Source organism: Microcoleus sp. AT3-A2, assembly GCF_036705685.1.
Lineage (GTDB): Bacteria > Cyanobacteriota > Cyanobacteriia > Cyanobacteriales > Microcoleaceae > Microcoleus.
Map to the genome: position 1 here is coordinate 25,618 of NZ_JAUBVF010000021.1, position 18,906 is coordinate 44,523.

The following is an 18,906-nucleotide window of genomic DNA, read 5'->3' on the forward strand; positions in this document are numbered from 1 at the left end:
CCGTTATTTTCCCGATGTTGTCATAGAATTTGGCGATTGAGTTCGATCGACCGCAGGCACTCGCCAGACAGAGATATCCTTATTTGAAGCCCGAGGATCTATTTGTGGGTTCCCTCTAAAACCTCAAATCTAAAATCTAAAATCGATTTGTGGTTCCGTCTCAAATCTAAAATCTAAAATCTAAAATCTAAAATCGAATGACTGTCTCGCGAACCATTTGCTTGGGCTTTCTCGCCGTCATCACCGTAGGTGCTCTATTACTGATGATGCCCTTTTCCACAATAGATGGAACTTGGAGCGATCCAATAACAGCACTGTTTACCTCTACTTCCGCTGTCTGCGTCACGGGCTTGTCGGTGGTAGATATCGGAAAATATTACTCTTTTTGGGGGCAACTGTGCCTACTTTTACTTGTGGAAATAGGAGCCTTGGGCTACATGACAGCCACGACTATCTTGCTGCTGTTATTGGGCCGCCGCTTTGGCTTGAAAGAAAAAATTGCCCTGCAACAATCTCTCGACAAATCCGGGCTAGCCGGCGTAGTGCAACTCGTGCAGTCAATTCTAGCAACAACCGTTGTGTTTCAATTAACGGGAGTGTTTTTGCTGATGTCGGTTTTTGTCCCCCAATACGGATTTAAAGACGGTCTGTGGTCGGCTATCTTTCACAGCATTAATGCCTTTAACAACGCCGGTTTTAGCCTCTACTCAGATAATTTGATCCGCTACATCAATTCGCCTGTGCTTAACTTCACAATCGGGGGTTTAATCATATTTGGGGGAATCGGCTATCAAGTAATTATGGAAATGTACCTGTGGCTGCGCGATCGCTTGAACAAAAGTCTTATCTGCACAGTTTATTCCCTGAACTTCAAAGTCGTTACCAGTACAACTGCTGTGCTTTTGATTTTAGGAACGCTAGCCTTTCTGTTGCTGGAATACGACAACCCAGGAACTTTCGGATCTCTCAATTTTCCTCAAAAGGTGATGGCCGCTTGGTTTCAATCTGTTACTCCCCGCACGGCGGGATTCAATACAATTGACATTGGCAAAATGAGCGAAGCCGGGCTATTTCTGACGATCGCGCTGATGTTTGTCGGCGCCAGTCCTGGCAGCACCGGCGGCGGAATCAAAACCACAACTTTTAGGATATTGTTTTGCTGTACCGCAGCAGTTCTCGAAGGCCAGGAAGATGTGGAGTGCTATCAGCGTCAAATCCCGCCAGCAATGATTCTGAAAACCATTAGCGTAGTCTTCGGTTCCCTGTTGGTCGCGTTCACATCTGCAATTTTAATTGAGATGACCAATCCCGAACTAAAATTTATCGAAGTGCTATTTGAAGCAGTTTCAGCTTTTGCCACGGTCGGTCTTTCCACAGGGATTACAGCCAAGATTTCAGTGATGGGTAAGCTGGTTTTGATTGCTACAATGTATATAGGTCGTGTTGGCGTGCTGATGCTGATGAGTGCCGCTGTCGGCGACCCCAAACCCAGACCTTTTAAGTATGCTGAGGAAAGTTTGTTAGTCGGATAAAAAATCCTGCCTCGTTGCTGATAATCTAAACAATGGGTGACAACCCAAATCAACTTTTACTACTTACCCAAAAATCAAAAGGAGGCGGCGCTGTCTCTGCTAAAATTTAAACAGCAAGACCCTCAGCGCTGGATATTCAGTGAACCTGTCATCTTTAAATTTTTTTCGCACTTTGCGCGCCGACAACAAGCAGTTTGCAGTTATTGGTTTGGGACGCTTCGGCAAAGCTGTGTGTTCTACTCTGCACGGTTTGGGTTACGAAGTCCTAGGAATTGACACCGATGAAAAAAAAGTAACTCAAGCTTTGAACGATCGTATTGCTGCTCACGTTTTGCAGTTAGATTCTACTGAGCCTAGTGCTCTTCAGGAAGCAGGTATATTTGAATTTGAAACAGTGATTGTTGCAATCGGCAATTATCTAGGAGAAAGCATTACCACCACCTTAAATCTTAAGGAAGGCGGGGTAACTCACGTAATAGCCAAAGCTTCTTCGGAAACTCACTTAAAACTGTTGAAAAAAGTCGGCGCAGATCATGTAGTTTTTCCCGAACGAGAAATGGGCTGCTCTTTAGCCCGCCTTCTTACAAAACCCAGCATTTTAGAACGCTTTGACCTCGACCCAGCTCACAGCATCGTTGAGTTGCTCGTTCCTGAAAAGTTTGATGGCAAAACCATCTCGGAATTGGAACTCCGGCGCAGGTATGGTTTGAATTTGCTAGCAGTCGGTCGTGCCGACAAGTTCGAGATCAATCCGCAGCCAAGCGAACGCTTGAGAAAAGGCGAGGTGATGGTAGTAATTGGTTCTAATAAAGATATTAATCGCTTGCCAATTTAACAGCTCGCCATTTTACGCACCTACAGCAAAAGTCCTGGACCCCTAAACCCAATTTCTTGGGTTCCGAGTGTCGAAGTCCTCAGCAAGTGGTGCGGGATGTGTCAAAATTTCAGGCCCTAACAAACCCGGTTGATCTTAGATCAACCGGGTTTTTCTGTCTATCTTTATGTTCTAATTTTTAACCGAAATATCTAAATTGAATTTCACCAATTTTAGGGTTGCTTCCGCCTTTGCGACCCCCTCTGAGAGCTTAGCCAGACAAATCGCGAAAAATTTCAACAAACTAGCAGCACTCGATCATCGCGCTCCCGCAAATCATAGGAGCGCTAGCACTCAAAATTCAGCCGACTTTCAAGATTTTTTCCACATAAGCTTTGCCGAAAATCAGCACCGCCAATACTAGAGCGAGTTCAACAGGCCAAGGACACACCGCCACTAACCAAATTAACGAACACATTCCAATAATTGCAGCTATGGGAGCCGGAATTCCGTCTAGCGTTCTGTTGTCAGTCCCGGCAGTCACCCACCAAGCAATCAAGCATACCGTCAACGGAATCAAGCAACTTGTGATCATGATTTTTACCCCATCAATTTTTTTACATATGGCATCTGAGCATATTGTAACAATACATCAAAGATTCGGAAATGTCCCCTTAATTACGATATAATTTAAGGCTAGGTAATTCATACGCTGGGGTGATAAATTTTTAAAATTTTTAGCTTCGCCTCTCTCCAAAGGCAGAATTAGGCGAGCATTAAGCATGATTTGGGGATTGGTATTTCGGCAGAAGTGCTTTTGTTTTCTACCTTGAGATGAATTGCAATGCGCTCATCTCTGCAAGTTATACTCAGGATTGCAGTCAGTTACTGTAGAGCGTTAATCAATGCTGGGCAAATTTTTTCGCAAGCCAGAATTAGAAAACAGCGATCGCGTCCCCCCGGGTCAATACCTCGCCAACGGCTTTCCTGTCCTGACCTACGGCGATACACCCTCCGTCAGCATAGAGAGTTGGGAATTTAAAGTCTGGGGATTGGCAGAACCAAAAACCTTCACTTGGTCGGACTTCCAGGCCATGCCCCAAAGTAACTTTACTGCGGATTTTCACTGCGTCACTCGGTGGTCAAAACTCGACGTGCAGTGGACGGGAGTCAAAGTCACAGATTTTATGAACTACATAGAAGTCGATCCGAAAGCTTTGCACGTCCTGGAACACTGCTACGGCGGCTACACCACTAACATTGCGATCGCCGACTTCCTCCGAGAAGAAAACTTTTTGGCCCACACCGTCTTTGGCGAACCTCTATCCGCAGACCACGGCGGCCCGATGCGGCTGGTAGTTCCCCACTTGTACGCTTGGAAAAGCGCTAAATGGATTAACGGCCTGGAGTTTACAGAAACCGAAGAACTCGGTTTTTGGGAACGCAACGGCTACCACAAGCGGGGCGAACCTTGGGCAGAGGAACGCTACAGCGGTTTGTTTTGATGCGGGCGATGGGAACCAAGGACTTACCCAGAGCTTCTCTATACAATCTTTGTTGAGAGGCAATCCGGTCTTTTACCGCTTCAATCTGCGGAAATTGCATCTCCTCGATCGCATCTTTGGGATATCTCACGCCACGGGATCTATTTAATTCAACCAAAATACGTAGACCCAACGATCGCATTTTGTACGTAATTTACCCGATAGATAAACTACTTTAACTCCCCTACACAAGCCCCAAAAAACAAATATTGCCAGTTTCTGGCTAATAGAAAACTTCTGGAACTATCAGTACCCACGAATATTACCGTATTTATACTTAAGTGTTCGCTATTGAGTATTGAGACTTGAGAATATAATAAAAAATTAGCCTAAGCCCGATCCAAATCACTTTGACGGGCCCGCGCTCCATGCCCGCGAATGCAAGGTTTCAAGCCACAATATTTATAATTATTTAGTGGGTATTATGAGGGAGCGATCGCCCGCAGATAGATGCGATCGATAGCATTTGTGAAGGTTATGTAAAGGCTTGATAAAGAATATGTCAAAATTCACCTAAAGTGAACCAAATACAAACAAAGTATCGCATAATGAAAATATTAAGACCATCGCACAAAAGGAACAGGTTATGAATACCAAACTCTTATCCGCCCTCACAGCTACCGCCGCCGCCACAGCTCTGTTTGGCGCCGGAGCTCCAGCTCAAGCCTTCTCCTTTGGTACCAACGGCATAACATTCAGCCAAGATACAAGCGTCAAGTTTAACTTCAAAGAATCTCACGGTGGGTATACCTCCTCTTTGGGCATCTACACCGTGAAGGACTCGGCTGCCACTCTAGTTAACACCCTGTTTTCGGAAACTAAATCCTCAGACAACCAGTGGGAAAACGAATGGAAAGGAACTCTGGGCAATACAGTCCTGGGTTCTGGCTCGGCAGTATTCACATTCCTGGCCAATCAAATTTATACTTTGGGACTCAACAGCGGCGGCAACGGCAGTGTCTACTCGACCTCAGCCTTGAACAGTGACAGCCAGCAAGCGGTGTTTGGCGGGCAAGGGGAACTGTGGAGCGCGCTCGACACCAAAACTACGAAAACTTTCGGAGCTGCCGGAAGTTACACAGACGGAATAGGTTCTCTGTTTAACGGAGGCACACTAATCTCCTTCGACGATCGCGGTGGCGGAAACGACAAAGACTTCCAAGACTTCACAGTGAGCGCAGAAGCAGTTCCCGAACCAATGACAATGACTGGTTTGGCTCTCGGTTTGGGTGGTTTGGTTGCAGCACGCCGTCGCCGCGCTAGCAAGACGACTTCATGATTTTTTTCAACCGGAACAATCTCATCAATGACGTTTGACAAAATAAAATTCAATTAGGAGGCGCGCTAATGAGAAATCGGCTCGCCTTTTGCTTGATTTGAAAAGTCAGAAGGGAGAAGTCATATCAATTCTGGTTGCACTCCTCATGATTGTTGACTGTTGACTGTTGACTGTTGACTGTTGACTGTTGACTGTTGACTGTTGACTGTTGACTGTTGACTGTAGAAGGAGGGGTCGCCAAACTGAATGATGGTTGAGTGTTGGATGTTGACTCGATTTTACGCCCCACGATGAAGCGCGGATTTGATATCAGAGGGAAGTTCGGCCACGCAGCAGCGTACGGGATGTAACGGAGTTAACGCATGGGTGTGGAGGGAAGAAGTCAAGCGTGAAGAAGTCAAGCGTGAAGCAAGAAGATTTTTCCAACTCTCCCACTCTGCCACTCTCTCCCTATCCCAACTCAAAATTCAAAACTCACGGTAAATGGTTCGATCGTACAAAGTCACCAGTACCGGTTGAGTAATTTTAATGTCCCCCCGGATGCACGCTACTTTAATCGCCAGCACAGCCCTGGTGTTTGTCCGTCGCACCTGTGCTTGTTCGCGCAGCGTCCAATAGCGGACAATAAGATGCAAAGAACCATCCTTAAAGCCTGAAGTATCAACATCATAGGCTAAATTTAAAGGCAAGTTAGTTCGCCGGCATTTAAATGCGGATTAGCTTGCCCGCACTGAATTGGTAAATACGATCGCCTTCGGCATGATAACTCGTTCTCCCCGATCAATAATAATTTGAGTTGAACGCCACAAAATCTTTTCAACAGTACCTTCAAAGCCTTCTACAATTATCCGATCGCCCAATTGAAACGATTCGTGCAACAGCAAAAAAAATTCCTCTAAAAAGTATTTGAAGATGTCTTGGAACGCGAAACAAATCCCTACTGAACCAAGTCCTAACCAACTGATCATATCTGCAGGCCGCCAAGCTGGGAACGCAATTACGCAGGCGCTTAAACTGCCAGCAGCCCAAGTGAGAGTGTCAATCGATTTTAGATTTTAGATTTTCGATTTTAGATTGAAGCCTTGACCCCACGGATCAATTCGGGGGCTTGTATCCTGGATGCTTTCGGTCAAATAATTGAAGAATGCCACGCTAACACAAAAGATTGAGATTGATCGCCAGACAGGAATGTTTGACTCTGGCTGTGCAGGTGACTCCATCGACTCGTTCGCTAATCATTAAAACACAATCAAAATTTAAGATTAGCAGCGCCGACCCCGATCGGGTAAAATCACAGCACTTGCCCGCCGATGGGTTAATCTGCTAAAACTAACAAAGTTTGATGATTTCTGAGAAATAACATACATGGTTGCTACATCCGTCAAGATTAAACACGAAGTCAAAGACTTGTCCCTCGCCCCCTTGGGAAAGCAACGCATCGAGTGGGCCGGCCGGGAAATGCCCGTTTTGCGGCAAATTCAAGAACGCTTCGCTAAAGAAAAGCCTTTTGCTGGCATTCGCTTGGCTGCTTGCTGCCACGTAACCACAGAAACCGCTCATTTGGCAATCGCCATCAAACTCGGCGGTGGCGACGCCGTACTGATCGCCAGCAACCCCTTGAGCACTCAAGATGACGTAGCGGCTTGCTTAGTTCAAGACTACGGCATTTCCGTCTTCGCCCTCAAAGGAGAAGATGCGGCTACCTACGAACGTCACGTCTACACAGCCCTAGACCACCGCCCCAATATTATCATCGACGACGGCAGCGACGTGGTAGCGGCACTAATCCAGCACCGCCCGAACCAAATTTCCGACTTAATCGGAACTACCGAAGAAACTACCACAGGCATCGTGCGCCTGCGGGCCATGTTGAAAGACGGCGTGCTGACTTTCCCCGCAATGAACGTCAACGACGCCGACACCAAGCACTTCTTTGACAACCGCTACGGTACCGGTCAATCTACCCTAGACGGCATTATCCGCGCTACTAATATTTTGTTAGCCGGTAAAAATATTGTGGTTGCAGGTTACGGTTGGTGCGGCAAAGGCACGGCACTGCGCGCCCGTGGTATGGGTGCTAACGTAATTGTCACCGAAATTGATCCGATTCGGGCGATCGAAGCAGTGATGGACGGTTTCCGCGTCATGCCGATGGACGAAGCAGCAACAGTCGGAGATATATTCATTACTGTTACGGGCAACAAACACGTCATTCGTGCCGAACATTTCGAGACAATGAAAGACGGCGCAATTGTTTGCAATTCCGGTCACTTCGACATTGAAATTGACCTCAAATCCCTCGGCGCAAAAAGCACCGACGTGAAAACAGTCCGGTCTTTCACTCAAGAATATCACCTCAATAATGGCAAGTCGATTATTGTGTTGGGCGAAGGTCGTTTGATTAACTTGGCAGCCGCCGAAGGACACCCCAGCGCCGTGATGGATATGAGCTTTGCTAACCAAGCTTTAGCCTGCGAATATCTAGTTACGAACAAAGGCAAACTAGAGCCTGGTATTCACTCAATTCCCGTGGAAGTTGACAAAGAAATTGCCCGTCTCAAATTGGAAGCAATGGGTATTCACATTGATACCTTGACTGCCGAACAAATTGAGTACACAAACTCTTGGACTTCGGGCACTTAATCATCGTTTATCGTTCCCCCGCTGTGCCGGGGAATCAATACAAGGAGGCTCTGCCTCCCTCATGGGGAGTCGAGGCAGAGCCTCTAGATATGTGTTGCCAGACAGAGCCTAGGAACGAGCGAGGACTAATGACTAATGACTAATGACTACTGACTTCTTCTTACCAAATTATTAAATCAAAATGGTTGAATGGATAACTAACACAATGCAGTCGATGGGCTATCTCGGAATTGGCCTGTTGATGTTTTTAGAAAATCTTTTCCCGCCCATACCCTCAGAATTGATTATGCCACTGGCAGGATTCACGGTATTCAAGGGCGGAATGGAGTTTTCACCGGCGATCGCAGCAGGAGTAATCGGTACAGTGGTGGGGGCGCTTCCCTGGTACTATGCCGGTAAATTATTGAGCGAAGAACGCTTGAGGAATTTAGCCGACAAATACGGCAAGTGGATCACAGTATCGGGCGCCGATATTGACAAAGCAAATAGATGGTTTAACAGACACGGCAACAAAGCCGTGTTTTTGTGTCGCCTCGTACCGGGAGTTCGCACCCTGATTTCCCTGCCCGCTGGCATCAATAATATGCCTTTAATTCCTTTTTTACTATACTCAACAGGTGGCACTCTTTTATGGGTAAGTTTCCTGACTTTTGCCGGATATAAACTAGGGGAAAATTATACACTTGTAGATGATTATCTGGGCCCGGTTTCCAAAATAGTTGTGGTGATTATAGTCATCTGGTGTATTTTGTGGATTGTGAAGAAGAATATGCAAAAAGAATAAAATTTTAGATAAATGCAGACATCCCCAAAAACATCTGCGTTTATCTGCTGTTATCTGGGGTTAAAAATCAATTTATCAAAAATTCATACAAATCTTTAGGATTGATTGAGGTTTAGGCAGACAATCGTGGCAAAATAGGGAACATTCCTATCCGCGCTGTTAAGATATGTACGAAAAAATTGTAGCCCCAACAACAGGTTCTAAAATTACTTTCAAAGACGGTTCGCCGATCGTCCCCAATGACCCAATTATTCCCTTCATTCGCGGCGACGGTACGGGCGTTGACTTGTGGCCTGCATCCCAGAAAGTCATGGATGCTGCGGTAGACAAGGCTTACGGTGGCGATCGAAAAATCAACTGGTTTAAAATCTATGTAGGCGACGAAGCCTGCGATGTCTACGGTACTTACCAATATCTGCCCCAGGATTCCTTAGACGCGATTAAAGAATACGGAGTCGCCATCAAAGGGCCACTGACAACCCCAATCGGGGGCGGAATTCGATCGCTAAACGTAGCTTTGCGACAAATCTTTGACCTTTACGCCTGCGTGCGGCCCTGCAAATATTATGCTGGAACACCATCGCTACACAAAACTCCTGAACTCCTAGATGTAATTATTTACCGGGAAAATACAGAAGATATTTACCTCGGAATTGAATGGGCTAAAGGCAGCGAAATCGGCAAAAAATTGATTGAATTCCTCAATACTGAGTTAATTCCTGCAACACCAGAACATGGCAAAAAACAAATTCGTCTCGATTCTGGAATCGGAATTAAACCCATTAGCAAAACAGGTTCTCAGCGTTTAGTACGGCGCGCCATTACCCACGCTTTACGGTTGCCGAAAGATAAGCAGCAAGTGACTTTGGTGCACAAAGGCAACATCATGAAATATACAGAAGGAGCTTTCCGAGATTGGGGTTATGAATTAGCAACCACCGAATTTCGCGCTCAGTGCGTAACGGAAAGAGAGTCTTGGATTCTGGGCAACAAAGAAAAAAATCCCGACATTAGCTTAGAAGATAATGCTCGCCAAATAGACCCAGGATACGAGGCTTTGACCCCAGAAAAACAAGCCAAAATTCGTCAAGAAGTAGCCGACGTTCTGTTTGCAATTTGGGACAGTCACGGCAGCGGCCAGTGGAAAGAAAAAATCATGGTCAACGACCGAATTGCTGACAGTATTTTTCAACAAATTCAAACCCGACCGGCCGAGTATTCGATTTTGGCGACAATGAATCTGAACGGGGATTATTTGTCCGATGCGGCCGCCGCCATTGTTGGCGGTTTGGGCATGGGCCCAGGCGCGAATATTGGTGATAAATGTGCAGTTTTTGAGGCAACTCACGGCACTGCACCGAAACACGCTGGTTTGGATAAAGTCAATCCCGGTTCCCTGATTTTGTCCGGGGTGATGATGTTAGAATACATGGGATGGCAGGAAGCAGCAGACCTGATTAAGAAGGGTTTGGGAGCGGCAATTTCTAACGGTGAAGTTACTTATGATTTGGCGAGGTTGATGGAGCCGCCGGTGCCTGAGTTGAAGTGTTCGGAGTTTGCTGAGGCGATTATTAAGCATTTCGCCGATTGAGTTTGAGGGCTTTTTTTGAACGGGCTAGAAGCCCGTTCCACAACCAGTAAACTTGCTTTGTGGGGTGTCCCGCCCACCCGAAAATACAATTTAGATGCGCGGTTTATAATGATGGAACAGCCATTCCGCGCTCAACGGCGGGACGCTTCTGCAAAGTTTCTACCCAACGTTTGAGGTGGGGGTGGTTGTCGAGGGTTAATCCTTGAAATTCGTAAATGGCAACCCAGGGATAGGTAGCAATGTCGGCGATCGAATAGTCGCCGCAGATGTATTCATATTTTGCTAATTGAGTGTCTAATACTCCGTAGAGACGCAAGGTTTCTTTTTCGTAGCGCCCAATCGCATAGGGAATTTGTTCGGGTGCAAAGCGTTTGAAGTGGTTTAGCTGACCAAACATCGGGCCGACGCTGGCCATTTGAAACATCAGCCACTCTATAACTTGAAAGTATTTTTGTTTGTCTGTGGGCAGAAATCTGCCGCTTTTTTCGGCAAGATACATCAGAATAGCGCCAGACTCGAAGACGGTGATGCCGTTATCTCGATCGACTATCGCCGGAATTTTGCTGTTGGGGTTGATTGCAATGAATTCTGGGCTAAATTGGTCGTTTTTTGTGATGTCGATGACGTGCACGTTGTAGGGTAAACCTATTTCTTCGAGCATGATCGAGACTTTGCGACCGTTGGGGGTGGTAAAAGTGTAGAGGTCAATCATAGTTGTGATGTTAAGTTGAAAGTTTGCAAGGCAGGAAATAACCCGATATACTATCACAATTTGGACGAAAATTGCAAATCTTTGATATATTGTGTTAAAATTCTATTCTAATAATAGAAGAATAACGATCGCTCGAAATGGACATTCTTGAAATTATCAAAGACGATTATCAAAGATTTCCCGATAATCAGACTTACAGCATCTATGCAAAAGATGTTTATTTTGAAGACCCAGTGAATCGATTTACAGGAGTCGATCGCTACCGCAAAATGATCGGGTTTATGGGGACTTTTTTTCAGGATGTAAATCTCGATTTGCACGGGATTTCGCAGTCTGGAGATACTATAGACACTCGCTGGACTCTGAGCTGGAGCGCACCGCTACCTTGGAAACCTAAAATGGCGATCGCCGGTAGGAGCGAACTCAAAATCAACAGCGACGGTTTAATTGTTTCTCACATCGATTACTGGGACTGTTCGCGGTTGGATGTACTCAAACAGCTTGTATTTCCTCGGAAAACTAATATTTGAGAATTTTTTTTAGGTTTTTTAACAATAAAAAATAGTGTTTCAAGAGCGAGCTCCCTTTTTTAACCGCAGATGTTAGCAGATCAACACAGATGAACGCTGATGGATTTTTATTTGTTGCAATTGATATCTGAGATAAGTAATTTGAACTAATCTTGACATGGCAGCAATTTCCTGGATCACGGGAAATGTGCTGGGTTCAGCGGCTGCTTGTCGCCAAAATTAATTCCCCCACTAAATTAATCTCTGTTACATAACGTTACAATAAAGAAGTAAAGAATTTTCAGGCGAGCTAAACAATCAATGCGCTTAATATTAATGACCGGAAAAGGCGGCGTCGGCAAAACCTCCGTAGCCGCTGCGACGGGGCTGCGGTGTGCCGAATTGGGATACAAAACCCTAGTGCTGAGCACAGATCCCGCTCACTCCTTAGCCGACAGCTTCGACATGGAACTCGGGCACGATTCGCGGCTGGTGAAACCGAATTTGTGGGGAGCCGAATTAGACGCTCTCAGGGAATTAGAAGGCAATTGGGGAGCCGTTAAGCGCTACATTACTCAAGTCTTGCGAGCGCAGGGACTCGAAGGGGTGCAAGCTGAAGAATTAGCCATCTTGCCAGGAATGGATGAAATCTTCGGTTTAGTACGAATGAAGCGGCATTACGACGAAGGCGAATTTGATGTTTTAATTATCGATTCTGCTCCGACGGGTACAGCATTGAGACTGCTAAGTTTGCCGGAAGTTGGCGGTTGGTACATGAGAAAATTTTACAAGCCACTGCAAGGCATATCAGCCGCCCTTCGACCTTTAGTTGAACCTATTTTTAGACCAATTGCGGGTTTTTCTTTACCAGACAAAGAGGTGATGGATGCACCTTACGAATTTTACGAACAAATCGAAGCTTTGGAAAAGGTTTTAACTGACAATACTGTGACTTCGGTAAGGTTAGTTACCAATCCCGAAAAAATGGTAATTAAAGAGTCTCTGCGCGCTCATGCCTATTTGAGTTTGTACAATGTAGCCACAGATTTAGTAGTAGCTAACCGGATTATTCCCGCAGAAGTAACTGACCCATTTTTCAAACGGTGGAAAGAAAGCCAGGAACAGTACCGTCAGGAAATTCACTCAGATTTCATGCCGCTGCCTGTTAAGGAAGTGCCACTTTATTCTGAAGAAATGTGCGGTTTGGCCGCTTTGGAACGGTTGAAAGAAACGCTTTACAAAGACGAAGACCCAAGTCAAGTTTATTACAAAGAAAATACGATTAAGATCGTGCAGGAAAACAATCAATATAGTCTTGAACTGTATTTGCCCGGAATTGCTAAGGATCAGATCCAGTTGAGCAAAACTGGAGATGAGTTGAATGTTCGGATTGGGAATCACCGCCGTAATTTGGTGTTGCCGCAAGCTTTAGCGGCGCTGCAACCTTCGGGGGCGAAGATGGAGGATGATTATTTGAAGATTAAGTTTGCTTAACAACACTTACGCACTATCAACCTAAAAAACCCGGTTTCTAGGAAAAATCGTGGATAATCCCTTGAGATATTCACGCAGAAACCGGATTTTTTGCCCGCGTGCAGGTATTGAGCTATTCAGCAGACTTACGCCATTCTTGTCCGAGGCGAACTGCTTTGTCAAAAGTAGGATGGTTGGGTCTGCGTTTATGAGACAGTGACTTTTGTAATGGTATCAATTCCGATTGTACCGGAATGATTTAACCGCAGAGGGCGCAGAGGGCGCAGAGTCTGCAGAAGAGAGAGATGAATAATTCCGATGTCAACGGATTTGATATGAGATGCTGCTGGCTAGAGACAATTAACAGGACTCAGCACGAAGGACTTCGTTTAATGCCTCATCAATCACTGCATCGCTGACACCTCGACGCTTCAAACTTGCTACTAAGGCTGTTACTGTCTCGCTCTCAAATCGTTCTAAATCAACGCGCAAACCTTGACCGATATAAGCACGAATTAATGGCTGATAACCCGAAAAACCCAACAATGGTGCAACTTTTTTTAAATCTTCCACAACATCTTCGGGCATACGAATCGTCACGCTAGTCATTGGACGGTTGCGGTTTAATCGCTGCTTTAATGCTTCAACCTTCATACTCTGCCCTCTCCTGACGAGTTGCTTTACGTGCTGAAATAATCCGAATGACATTTTCTTCACGCTCAATGTGAACCACATACAGTAGATTCCACCGACTATCTAGCCCAATCACAGCCTCACGCGCTTCCTCATTGCGGCTGGCATCAACGACAACTAGAAATGGGTCAAAGAAGGATTCAGCAGCTTGTTGAAAAGTAACCCCATCATGATTCGTGGGATTTATCCGCGCTTTTCCCTCGTCCCATACAAAGGTAATGCCATTGAGCACGAAGTATACATTCATGCTCCCTAGTATAGGTAAAATGTATTTACAATGTCAATACGTTATTCACAAAAAACGATCGTTTTCAAACTACTGCCACAGCCTGTGCTGCTTATTGGGGCCTTTCAATTATGTTTCTGCATCAATATTTCAAAGTCCACTAGATCCACTAACCCATAACCATCCTCAGAGAACCGATATTCTCCTCGTTCTAGTGCATCTGCAAAGGTCTCCAAATAAACTCGAAAATTAGGTGCAATAAGCCCTCTAGTAGGTTCCTGCCACTCAACAATAATGACTTGTCCAACATTTCCGCCTGCTGCTGGGGCTAAATCTACGCATTCGCAAGCACCATTGCTTTCGTTTGTGAATGGAATCCAATTCGGGTTCCACCAACCGTTCCAGATTCCTTCAAAAATGTCGTCACCATCGCACCTAAAATTATCGTCTGAACAATTCTGCCATTTTTCAGATATTTCGATCGCGCTTTGGATAGAGAGGAACTCCAAGTTGGGGAACAGGGAATAAGATTCTTCATCCTGACCGTTATGCACGCGGTAAGACAGCTTAAAATCTTCGGGAAACTCTACACCAAAGAATACTTCTGCTCGATGGAGCTCCTCATCATTAGCGCCTGGTCTGAGACTTTTTAGCACTTGAGGTGCATTGGCTGCCAGCCAATTATCAATTCTTTCCCAAATTATTTTCATGAGAAAACCTCCGAAGCTGGAAACTCAGTCTATGCGAGAGTTCAGAGGAAAGCGAGATAGCGGTTTTAATGCCTAAAATTAAAGCGGGGTGCTGACTCTCTTTCCCTGCTACTTTTTATCTACTCTAACGATCGCTCAGGTGATTATAGCAATTCTAACCACGCTCAACTGCTTCAATCTGAACCTTTTTTCCATCTTCTTTTCCCTCCTCTGCGTCCTCTGCGGTTTGTGCAATATTTCCTGGATTCAGCTCAGTTTTTTTCTGCTGGCGTTCCGACACTGCTTTTTCCAGCATTTTCAACCTTTCTGGGTCAGCATTCGATCGCCAAAACAACTTATGATCCTTAATTTTAATGCAATTTTCCTCCAAACACTTCATCCATTCCGATGTTTTTTAACTGCGCCACGATCGATAATATCTAACTTTTCTTCTTGGCGGGTGAGTTTCGCAAACTTGTCATAATGGGGATAACTAGCAGTAACAAAAGCTTCTTTTCTTACTAAACTTGGTGGATTATACACATCAGAATAGTCTTGATAGCTCACAGAAAAGCCGCGCAAATCTATGTGCCTATAATTGTGAAGGGCTGGATGCGGGTTAGTGTCAAAATCGGGATAAAATAAATAGAAGATTTGAGGTTAGCGAGCCTGAAATTTGATGATTGTAGCGCCGTCAATCCTGCCAATTGTGCGGGCGGTTTGGCAGCTTTGGAACGCTTGAAAGAAACACTTTACAAAAACGAAGACCCTAGTCAAGTTTATTACAAAGAAAATACGATTAACATCGTACAGGAAAACAACCAATATAGTCTTGAACTGTATTTGCCCGGAATTGCTAAGGATCAGATCCAGTTGAGCAAAACGGGAGATGAGTTGAACGTTCGGATTGGCAATCACCGCCGTAATTTGGTGTTGCCGCAAGCTTTAGCGGCGCTGCAACCTTCGGGGGCGAAGATGGAGGATGATTATTTGAAGATTAAGTTTGCTTAACAACACTTACGCACTATCAACCTAAAAAACTCGGTTTCTAGGAAAAATCGTGGATTCTCCCTTGAGATATTCACGCAGAAACCGGATTTTTTCGCCGCGTGCAGGTACAGGGTAAACGCATCTAAATTAATTTGAATAAAAAGTAAAAAAGTGGATTTGTGCATTACTAAATAACTAAAAAAACCTTCTTAAAATTCTTAATTTTAACCCCAATTAAGCAGATTAAATCAAAAATTTAAGAATTTCTAAATTTTTTAAAGCCGGATAAATTTCACAAGAGATGGGTGTTATGTCGATTCCGGTTGCACCGCTCGTGAGGGTTGACTGTTGACTGTGAGTCAGAAAAATGAAAATTGCACGAATTATTTGTTGCCAGCTTGATTCGACTTTACGCCCGACGATGAAGCGCGGATTTGAGATCATTCCAGCGCAGCCGGATTTGATATTACAGGGGTCTTGCCAAAACTCGTCTACAGCATATTGTGACTGCTACAGCTATGAATATTTCAAGAATGTGGGCGTTTTGCCGTAACATTCCGATTGGCTTGACCCGTGTCTCTAGTTTTTCTGCTCTTTTTCCCTCTGGCTCATCAGAGTTTTTTTGTATGATTATGGGATGTTTAGTTTTACCCTTTTTACTTCGCCAGCAGTCTCTTTCCATCGCCGATTTTTATCTTAACTTTTTGAGTTTCTTCAAGTGCGATCGCCTCAAATTTTCCACCAACTGCCGCAACTGGTTCAAATTACCCGATTCCCCGCCATACTTCCAGCGCACGTAAGCTTGCGAAACTTCATCAATCACCTCAGCTTCATCAGTTGCATGATTCCCGCGCATTGCCTCAGCATACTCCAAAGGCGTTTGAGCGCGAGGTTTCACAAAACCCCTACTCGCCAAATCCTTCAGCATTTCCTGATAAACCCCCTCCACCGGCGGCAACTTCGCCAGCCAGCGGCGGTGGCGCCACTTGCGCCACACTTGCCAAATTAACCAGCCAATAAAGCCAAAGCCGATCGCAGCAATCAAACCAGTAAATAACCCCACCCAACCCTTAGCAAACTGTCCCAGAAACCAGCCCACAATCAAACTTATCCAGCCAATTAGAAAACCTATAACTGAATCCAGCCCGCTTCTGAGAGGAGTCGGTAGCCACCCCGCGATCCACTTCCAAAACGATTCCAGCGCACTAAAAGTCTGGTTGTCTTCCACCGAAGCCGGAATCAGCGGATAACCGGGAATCGGATTGAAAGCAAACCAGCCATTATTGGGAAAATATACCTCCGTCATCAAAAAAGCGTCGGTATTTTTCACAACATAGTAACCAGTAAACGGGTTGAATTCTCCCGTATCGAAACCGCCCACCAGCCGCGCCGGAATCCCGATCGACCTCAGCATAATTGTCAGTACCGTCGAAAAGTGGTCTGGATATCCACCTGTAACTTTTTTGCCGTCCTGGGTGTTTTTGTAGCCAAACAGAAAAGCCTGGACTAAATCTTCACCTTCTTCTAAGTAAGGCAAAGCTTTTTCTATTTTGTAATTCGGATTTTGCTTTAAATATTGAGCCAAATACAAAGCTTTTTCGTAAGGAGAATCGATCGCTCTATCAGACTTAGCTACTCTCGTCCTTGCTAGCAATATTTCCTCAGTTTTTGCCCGCACCTTTGCGACAATTTCCGGCGGCACATCCAAATAGAAATTGCGAATATTTTTCGGGTAATTAGTACCACTTTTACCCAACAAAGCTCGATCGCGAAAAGGCACATTAGAAATCACCGTATAAGTCACACCCTCTCCCAATTCTGCAGGCGCTCGCAAACCCCCCTCCGCATCAAGGGCCACATCAGGGCTCGGAAAATAAAGCTCCTTCGGCTTGTTTAAAGCCGGAATCAAATTCGGCAAGGGAGCAAGAATAGTATAACTTTGAATCACCTCTTGAGTGCGAGGCGCATTGGGAAACGGATTCAGATAAAATTGATAGGACCACCTAGGTCTAGTCAGCTTTTGAGCTTGTTCGTTGCGAGAAATTTCCCAACCCTGACCGGTGTATTTGTCGAAGCCTAATACTCGCCAAAAACCCGCAGCCTGCGAGCGCACCCGCATTACCACTTCAGGTTTCATTTCCCCCCGCAAATTTTGATTAATGCGCTGGTTGAAACCGTAATAAAAAGTAGAGTCCACCTCTCCTGGTCCTTTGTCTGGGTTTCTCCCCCTTCCTCCGCCAGTCCCTTTTTCATTTCCCCCTCTGACATACCCTGGATTCAGAATGCTGCGCGAGTCAAACTCCCCCTGATATTCAATAGGAGCACTCACCGGAAAAGTCCGTAACTGATAGCCAGGGAGGCGTGGCAAAAACGCAAAAATAGTCAGCCCCAACCCGACAGTTATCAGCAGCAGCCAAGCAAAATTCTTTGGGGATAAAGTAGCAGCAAATAGCGACAGGCTTTCATTTTTCCCTTTACCTTGTGCTTTTTCGCCAATGGCTTCTGGCTTCAAAAATCCCAAGCGCGATCGATAATCCAACACCAAAGTCGGAAGCGCTAAAGCCAAAAACACCAACAACAGCGGCCCAAAAGTCAAGGTTTGGCTGAGAGTCGCTGCTACCCCTAACAAAATTAGCCCGATTACCATCGAATAGCCCAAATCCTTGCGGCGGGGCAAATCGAAACTGTGTAGCACTTGAAGTTGGATTAACAGTTGCGCCAAAACTAACCGCGTATCGTTCAATTCTCCCACCAAGCGGCTAAAAAAAGCGAACAGCGCCACCAGCATTCCAATAGCTATGCAGAACTTAGCAGCTACATTGCGATCGCGGCGGCGGTACCAACTCCAAGTTGCTCCCACAATACTAACAGGCACAGCCCACAGGTTCTGGGCTTCTTCAGCAGCAACGTCAGTAGCTACAATTCCCACAATTACCAACAACTGAACTAGGATTCGCAGCAGTAAAGAATCCTCAATCACCGGCGGAGGCATGGCCTCAATCTGCTCCCACAGCTTACCCAAAACAGGTATATTTCGCAGGTTATCAGTTGTCATGTGCACCCATCCAACTATTTTAGATTTTAGATTTTAGATTTTAGATTAAATCCACAGATAAATCTGGATTTTACCTAATCTCTAAATCTTATTTCCCTGTCAAACGATTTTAGATTTTAGATTAAATCCACAGATAAATCTGGGTTTTAACTAATCTCTCAATCTTATTTCCCTGTCAAACAATTCTAGATTTTAGATTTTAGATTGAATCCACAGATTAATCTGGATTTCAACTAATATCTCAATCTTATTTTTCTGTCATTAGATTTTAGATTGACTCCACAGATGAATCTGGGGGCTTGAACTAAGATCTAAACTTTTTCACTTTCCACGACAGCAGTCGAGGAATTGCATCTGTTTTTGTGTGAGGTC

At 45.2% G+C, this 18,906-nt stretch carries 19 protein-coding genes and 1 pseudogene; 10 read left to right on the forward strand and 10 right to left on the reverse strand.

Annotated features, from left to right (window positions below):
* Positions 1 to 197 precede the first annotated feature (197 nt).
* Both QUB37_RS14115 and QUB37_RS14120 read left to right on the forward strand, forming a co-directional pair.
* Positions 198 to 1,532, forward strand: a complete 1,335-nt coding sequence (locus tag QUB37_RS14115) for a TrkH family potassium uptake protein (RefSeq protein ID WP_333162915.1) — start codon at positions 198 to 200, stop codon at positions 1,530 to 1,532.
* Positions 1,533 to 1,671: 139 nt separating this feature from the next.
* A complete protein-coding gene (locus QUB37_RS14120; RefSeq protein WP_333162917.1) occupies positions 1,672 to 2,367 on the forward strand; it encodes a TrkA family potassium uptake protein in 696 nt (231 codons plus the stop codon).
* A gap of 340 nt (positions 2,368 to 2,707) precedes the next feature.
* Here the strand turns inward: QUB37_RS14120 and QUB37_RS14125 are convergent, their stop codons facing one another.
* Positions 2,708 to 2,941, reverse strand: a complete 234-nt coding sequence (locus QUB37_RS14125) for a hypothetical protein (RefSeq protein WP_333162919.1) — start codon at positions 2,939 to 2,941, stop codon at positions 2,708 to 2,710.
* 310 nt (positions 2,942 to 3,251) lie between these two features.
* Here QUB37_RS14125 and QUB37_RS14130 point away from each other — a divergent pair, with 310 nt between their 5' ends.
* Both QUB37_RS14130 and QUB37_RS14135 read left to right on the forward strand, forming a co-directional pair.
* Entirely contained in the window at positions 3,252 to 3,851 is a 600-nt protein-coding gene (locus QUB37_RS14130) for a sulfite oxidase-like oxidoreductase (protein ID WP_333162920.1), read from the forward strand.
* 625 nt (positions 3,852 to 4,476) lie between these two features.
* A complete protein-coding gene (locus tag QUB37_RS14135) occupies positions 4,477 to 5,169 on the forward strand; it encodes a PEP-CTERM sorting domain-containing protein (protein WP_333162922.1) in 693 nt (230 codons plus the stop codon).
* Between the two features lie 467 nt (positions 5,170 to 5,636).
* Here QUB37_RS14135 and QUB37_RS14140 read toward each other — a convergent pair whose 3' ends face one another.
* Positions 5,637 to 5,858: a hypothetical protein gene (locus tag QUB37_RS14140; RefSeq protein ID WP_333162924.1), complete on the reverse strand. Its 222-nt coding sequence runs from the start codon at positions 5,856 to 5,858 to the stop codon at positions 5,637 to 5,639.
* A gap of 27 nt (positions 5,859 to 5,885) precedes the next feature.
* Entirely contained in the window at positions 5,886 to 6,137 is a 252-nt protein-coding gene (locus tag QUB37_RS14145; protein ID WP_333162926.1) for a mechanosensitive ion channel domain-containing protein, read from the reverse strand.
* A 397-nt stretch (positions 6,138 to 6,534) separates the two neighbouring features.
* Between QUB37_RS14145 and ahcY the strand changes: the two genes are divergently transcribed.
* The 3 genes from ahcY to QUB37_RS14160 all read left to right on the forward strand — a co-directional run bounded on the left by ahcY (position 6,535) and on the right by QUB37_RS14160 (position 10,187).
* Entirely contained in the window at positions 6,535 to 7,812 is a 1,278-nt protein-coding gene (gene ahcY, locus QUB37_RS14150) for an adenosylhomocysteinase (RefSeq protein ID WP_333035008.1), read from the forward strand.
* Positions 7,813 to 7,993: 181 nt separating this feature from the next.
* On the forward strand, positions 7,994 to 8,596 hold the full coding sequence (locus QUB37_RS14155) for a DedA family protein (protein ID WP_333162929.1): 603 nt from the start codon (positions 7,994 to 7,996) through the stop codon (positions 8,594 to 8,596).
* A gap of 166 nt (positions 8,597 to 8,762) precedes the next feature.
* Positions 8,763 to 10,187 (forward strand): NADP-dependent isocitrate dehydrogenase, encoded by a 1,425-nt coding sequence (locus QUB37_RS14160; RefSeq protein ID WP_333162931.1) that lies wholly within the window; start codon positions 8,763 to 8,765, stop codon positions 10,185 to 10,187.
* Positions 10,188 to 10,290: 103 nt separating this feature from the next.
* On the opposite strand, the gene QUB37_RS14165 is transcribed toward QUB37_RS14160, so the two are convergent.
* Positions 10,291 to 10,899, reverse strand: coding sequence for a glutathione S-transferase N-terminal domain-containing protein (locus tag QUB37_RS14165; RefSeq protein WP_333162932.1), 609 nt, complete (start codon positions 10,897 to 10,899; stop codon positions 10,291 to 10,293).
* Between the two features lie 137 nt (positions 10,900 to 11,036).
* Between QUB37_RS14165 and QUB37_RS14170 the strand changes: the two genes are divergently transcribed.
* Together QUB37_RS14170 and QUB37_RS14175 are read left to right on the forward strand one after the other, a co-directional pair.
* Complete coding sequence (locus tag QUB37_RS14170; RefSeq protein ID WP_333162934.1) at positions 11,037 to 11,429, forward strand: DUF2358 domain-containing protein; 393 nt, start codon at positions 11,037 to 11,039, stop codon at positions 11,427 to 11,429.
* Positions 11,430 to 11,729: 300 nt separating this feature from the next.
* A complete protein-coding gene (locus QUB37_RS14175) occupies positions 11,730 to 12,902 on the forward strand; it encodes a TRC40/GET3/ArsA family transport-energizing ATPase (RefSeq protein WP_172188640.1) in 1,173 nt (390 codons plus the stop codon).
* A gap of 339 nt (positions 12,903 to 13,241) precedes the next feature.
* On the opposite strand, the gene QUB37_RS14180 is transcribed toward QUB37_RS14175, so the two are convergent.
* The 5 genes from QUB37_RS14180 to QUB37_RS14200 form a co-directional block, all read right to left on the reverse strand.
* Positions 13,242 to 13,535, reverse strand: a complete 294-nt coding sequence (locus QUB37_RS14180) for a hypothetical protein (RefSeq protein WP_333123183.1) — start codon at positions 13,533 to 13,535, stop codon at positions 13,242 to 13,244.
* Positions 13,525 to 13,821 (reverse strand): BrnT family toxin, encoded by a 297-nt coding sequence (locus tag QUB37_RS14185; RefSeq protein WP_333162936.1) that lies wholly within the window; start codon positions 13,819 to 13,821, stop codon positions 13,525 to 13,527. The genes QUB37_RS14180 and QUB37_RS14185 overlap by 11 nt, the downstream gene beginning before the upstream one ends.
* A 104-nt stretch (positions 13,822 to 13,925) precedes the next feature.
* Complete coding sequence (locus QUB37_RS14190; protein ID WP_333162938.1) at positions 13,926 to 14,510, reverse strand: SMI1/KNR4 family protein; 585 nt, start codon at positions 14,508 to 14,510, stop codon at positions 13,926 to 13,928.
* 154 nt (positions 14,511 to 14,664) lie between these two features.
* Positions 14,665 to 14,889 carry a hypothetical protein gene (locus tag QUB37_RS14195; protein WP_333162940.1) on the reverse strand — a complete coding sequence of 75 codons (225 nt, stop codon included), beginning with the start codon at positions 14,887 to 14,889 and terminating at the stop codon, positions 14,665 to 14,667.
* Positions 14,886 to 15,056 carry a hypothetical protein gene (locus QUB37_RS14200; RefSeq protein WP_333162942.1) on the reverse strand — a complete coding sequence of 57 codons (171 nt, stop codon included), beginning with the start codon at positions 15,054 to 15,056 and terminating at the stop codon, positions 14,886 to 14,888. The genes QUB37_RS14195 and QUB37_RS14200 overlap by 4 nt, the downstream gene beginning before the upstream one ends.
* 150 nt (positions 15,057 to 15,206) lie before the next feature.
* Between QUB37_RS14200 and QUB37_RS14205 the strand changes: the two are divergent.
* A pseudogene (locus QUB37_RS14205) lies at positions 15,207 to 15,500 on the forward strand (ArsA family ATPase); the annotation flags it as partial.
* Between the two features lie 670 nt (positions 15,501 to 16,170).
* On the opposite strand, the gene QUB37_RS14210 reads toward QUB37_RS14205, so the two are convergent.
* Positions 16,171 to 18,534 (reverse strand): transglutaminaseTgpA domain-containing protein, encoded by a 2,364-nt coding sequence (locus QUB37_RS14210; RefSeq protein ID WP_333162944.1) that lies wholly within the window; start codon positions 18,532 to 18,534, stop codon positions 16,171 to 16,173.
* Positions 18,535 to 18,906 lie beyond the last annotated feature (372 nt).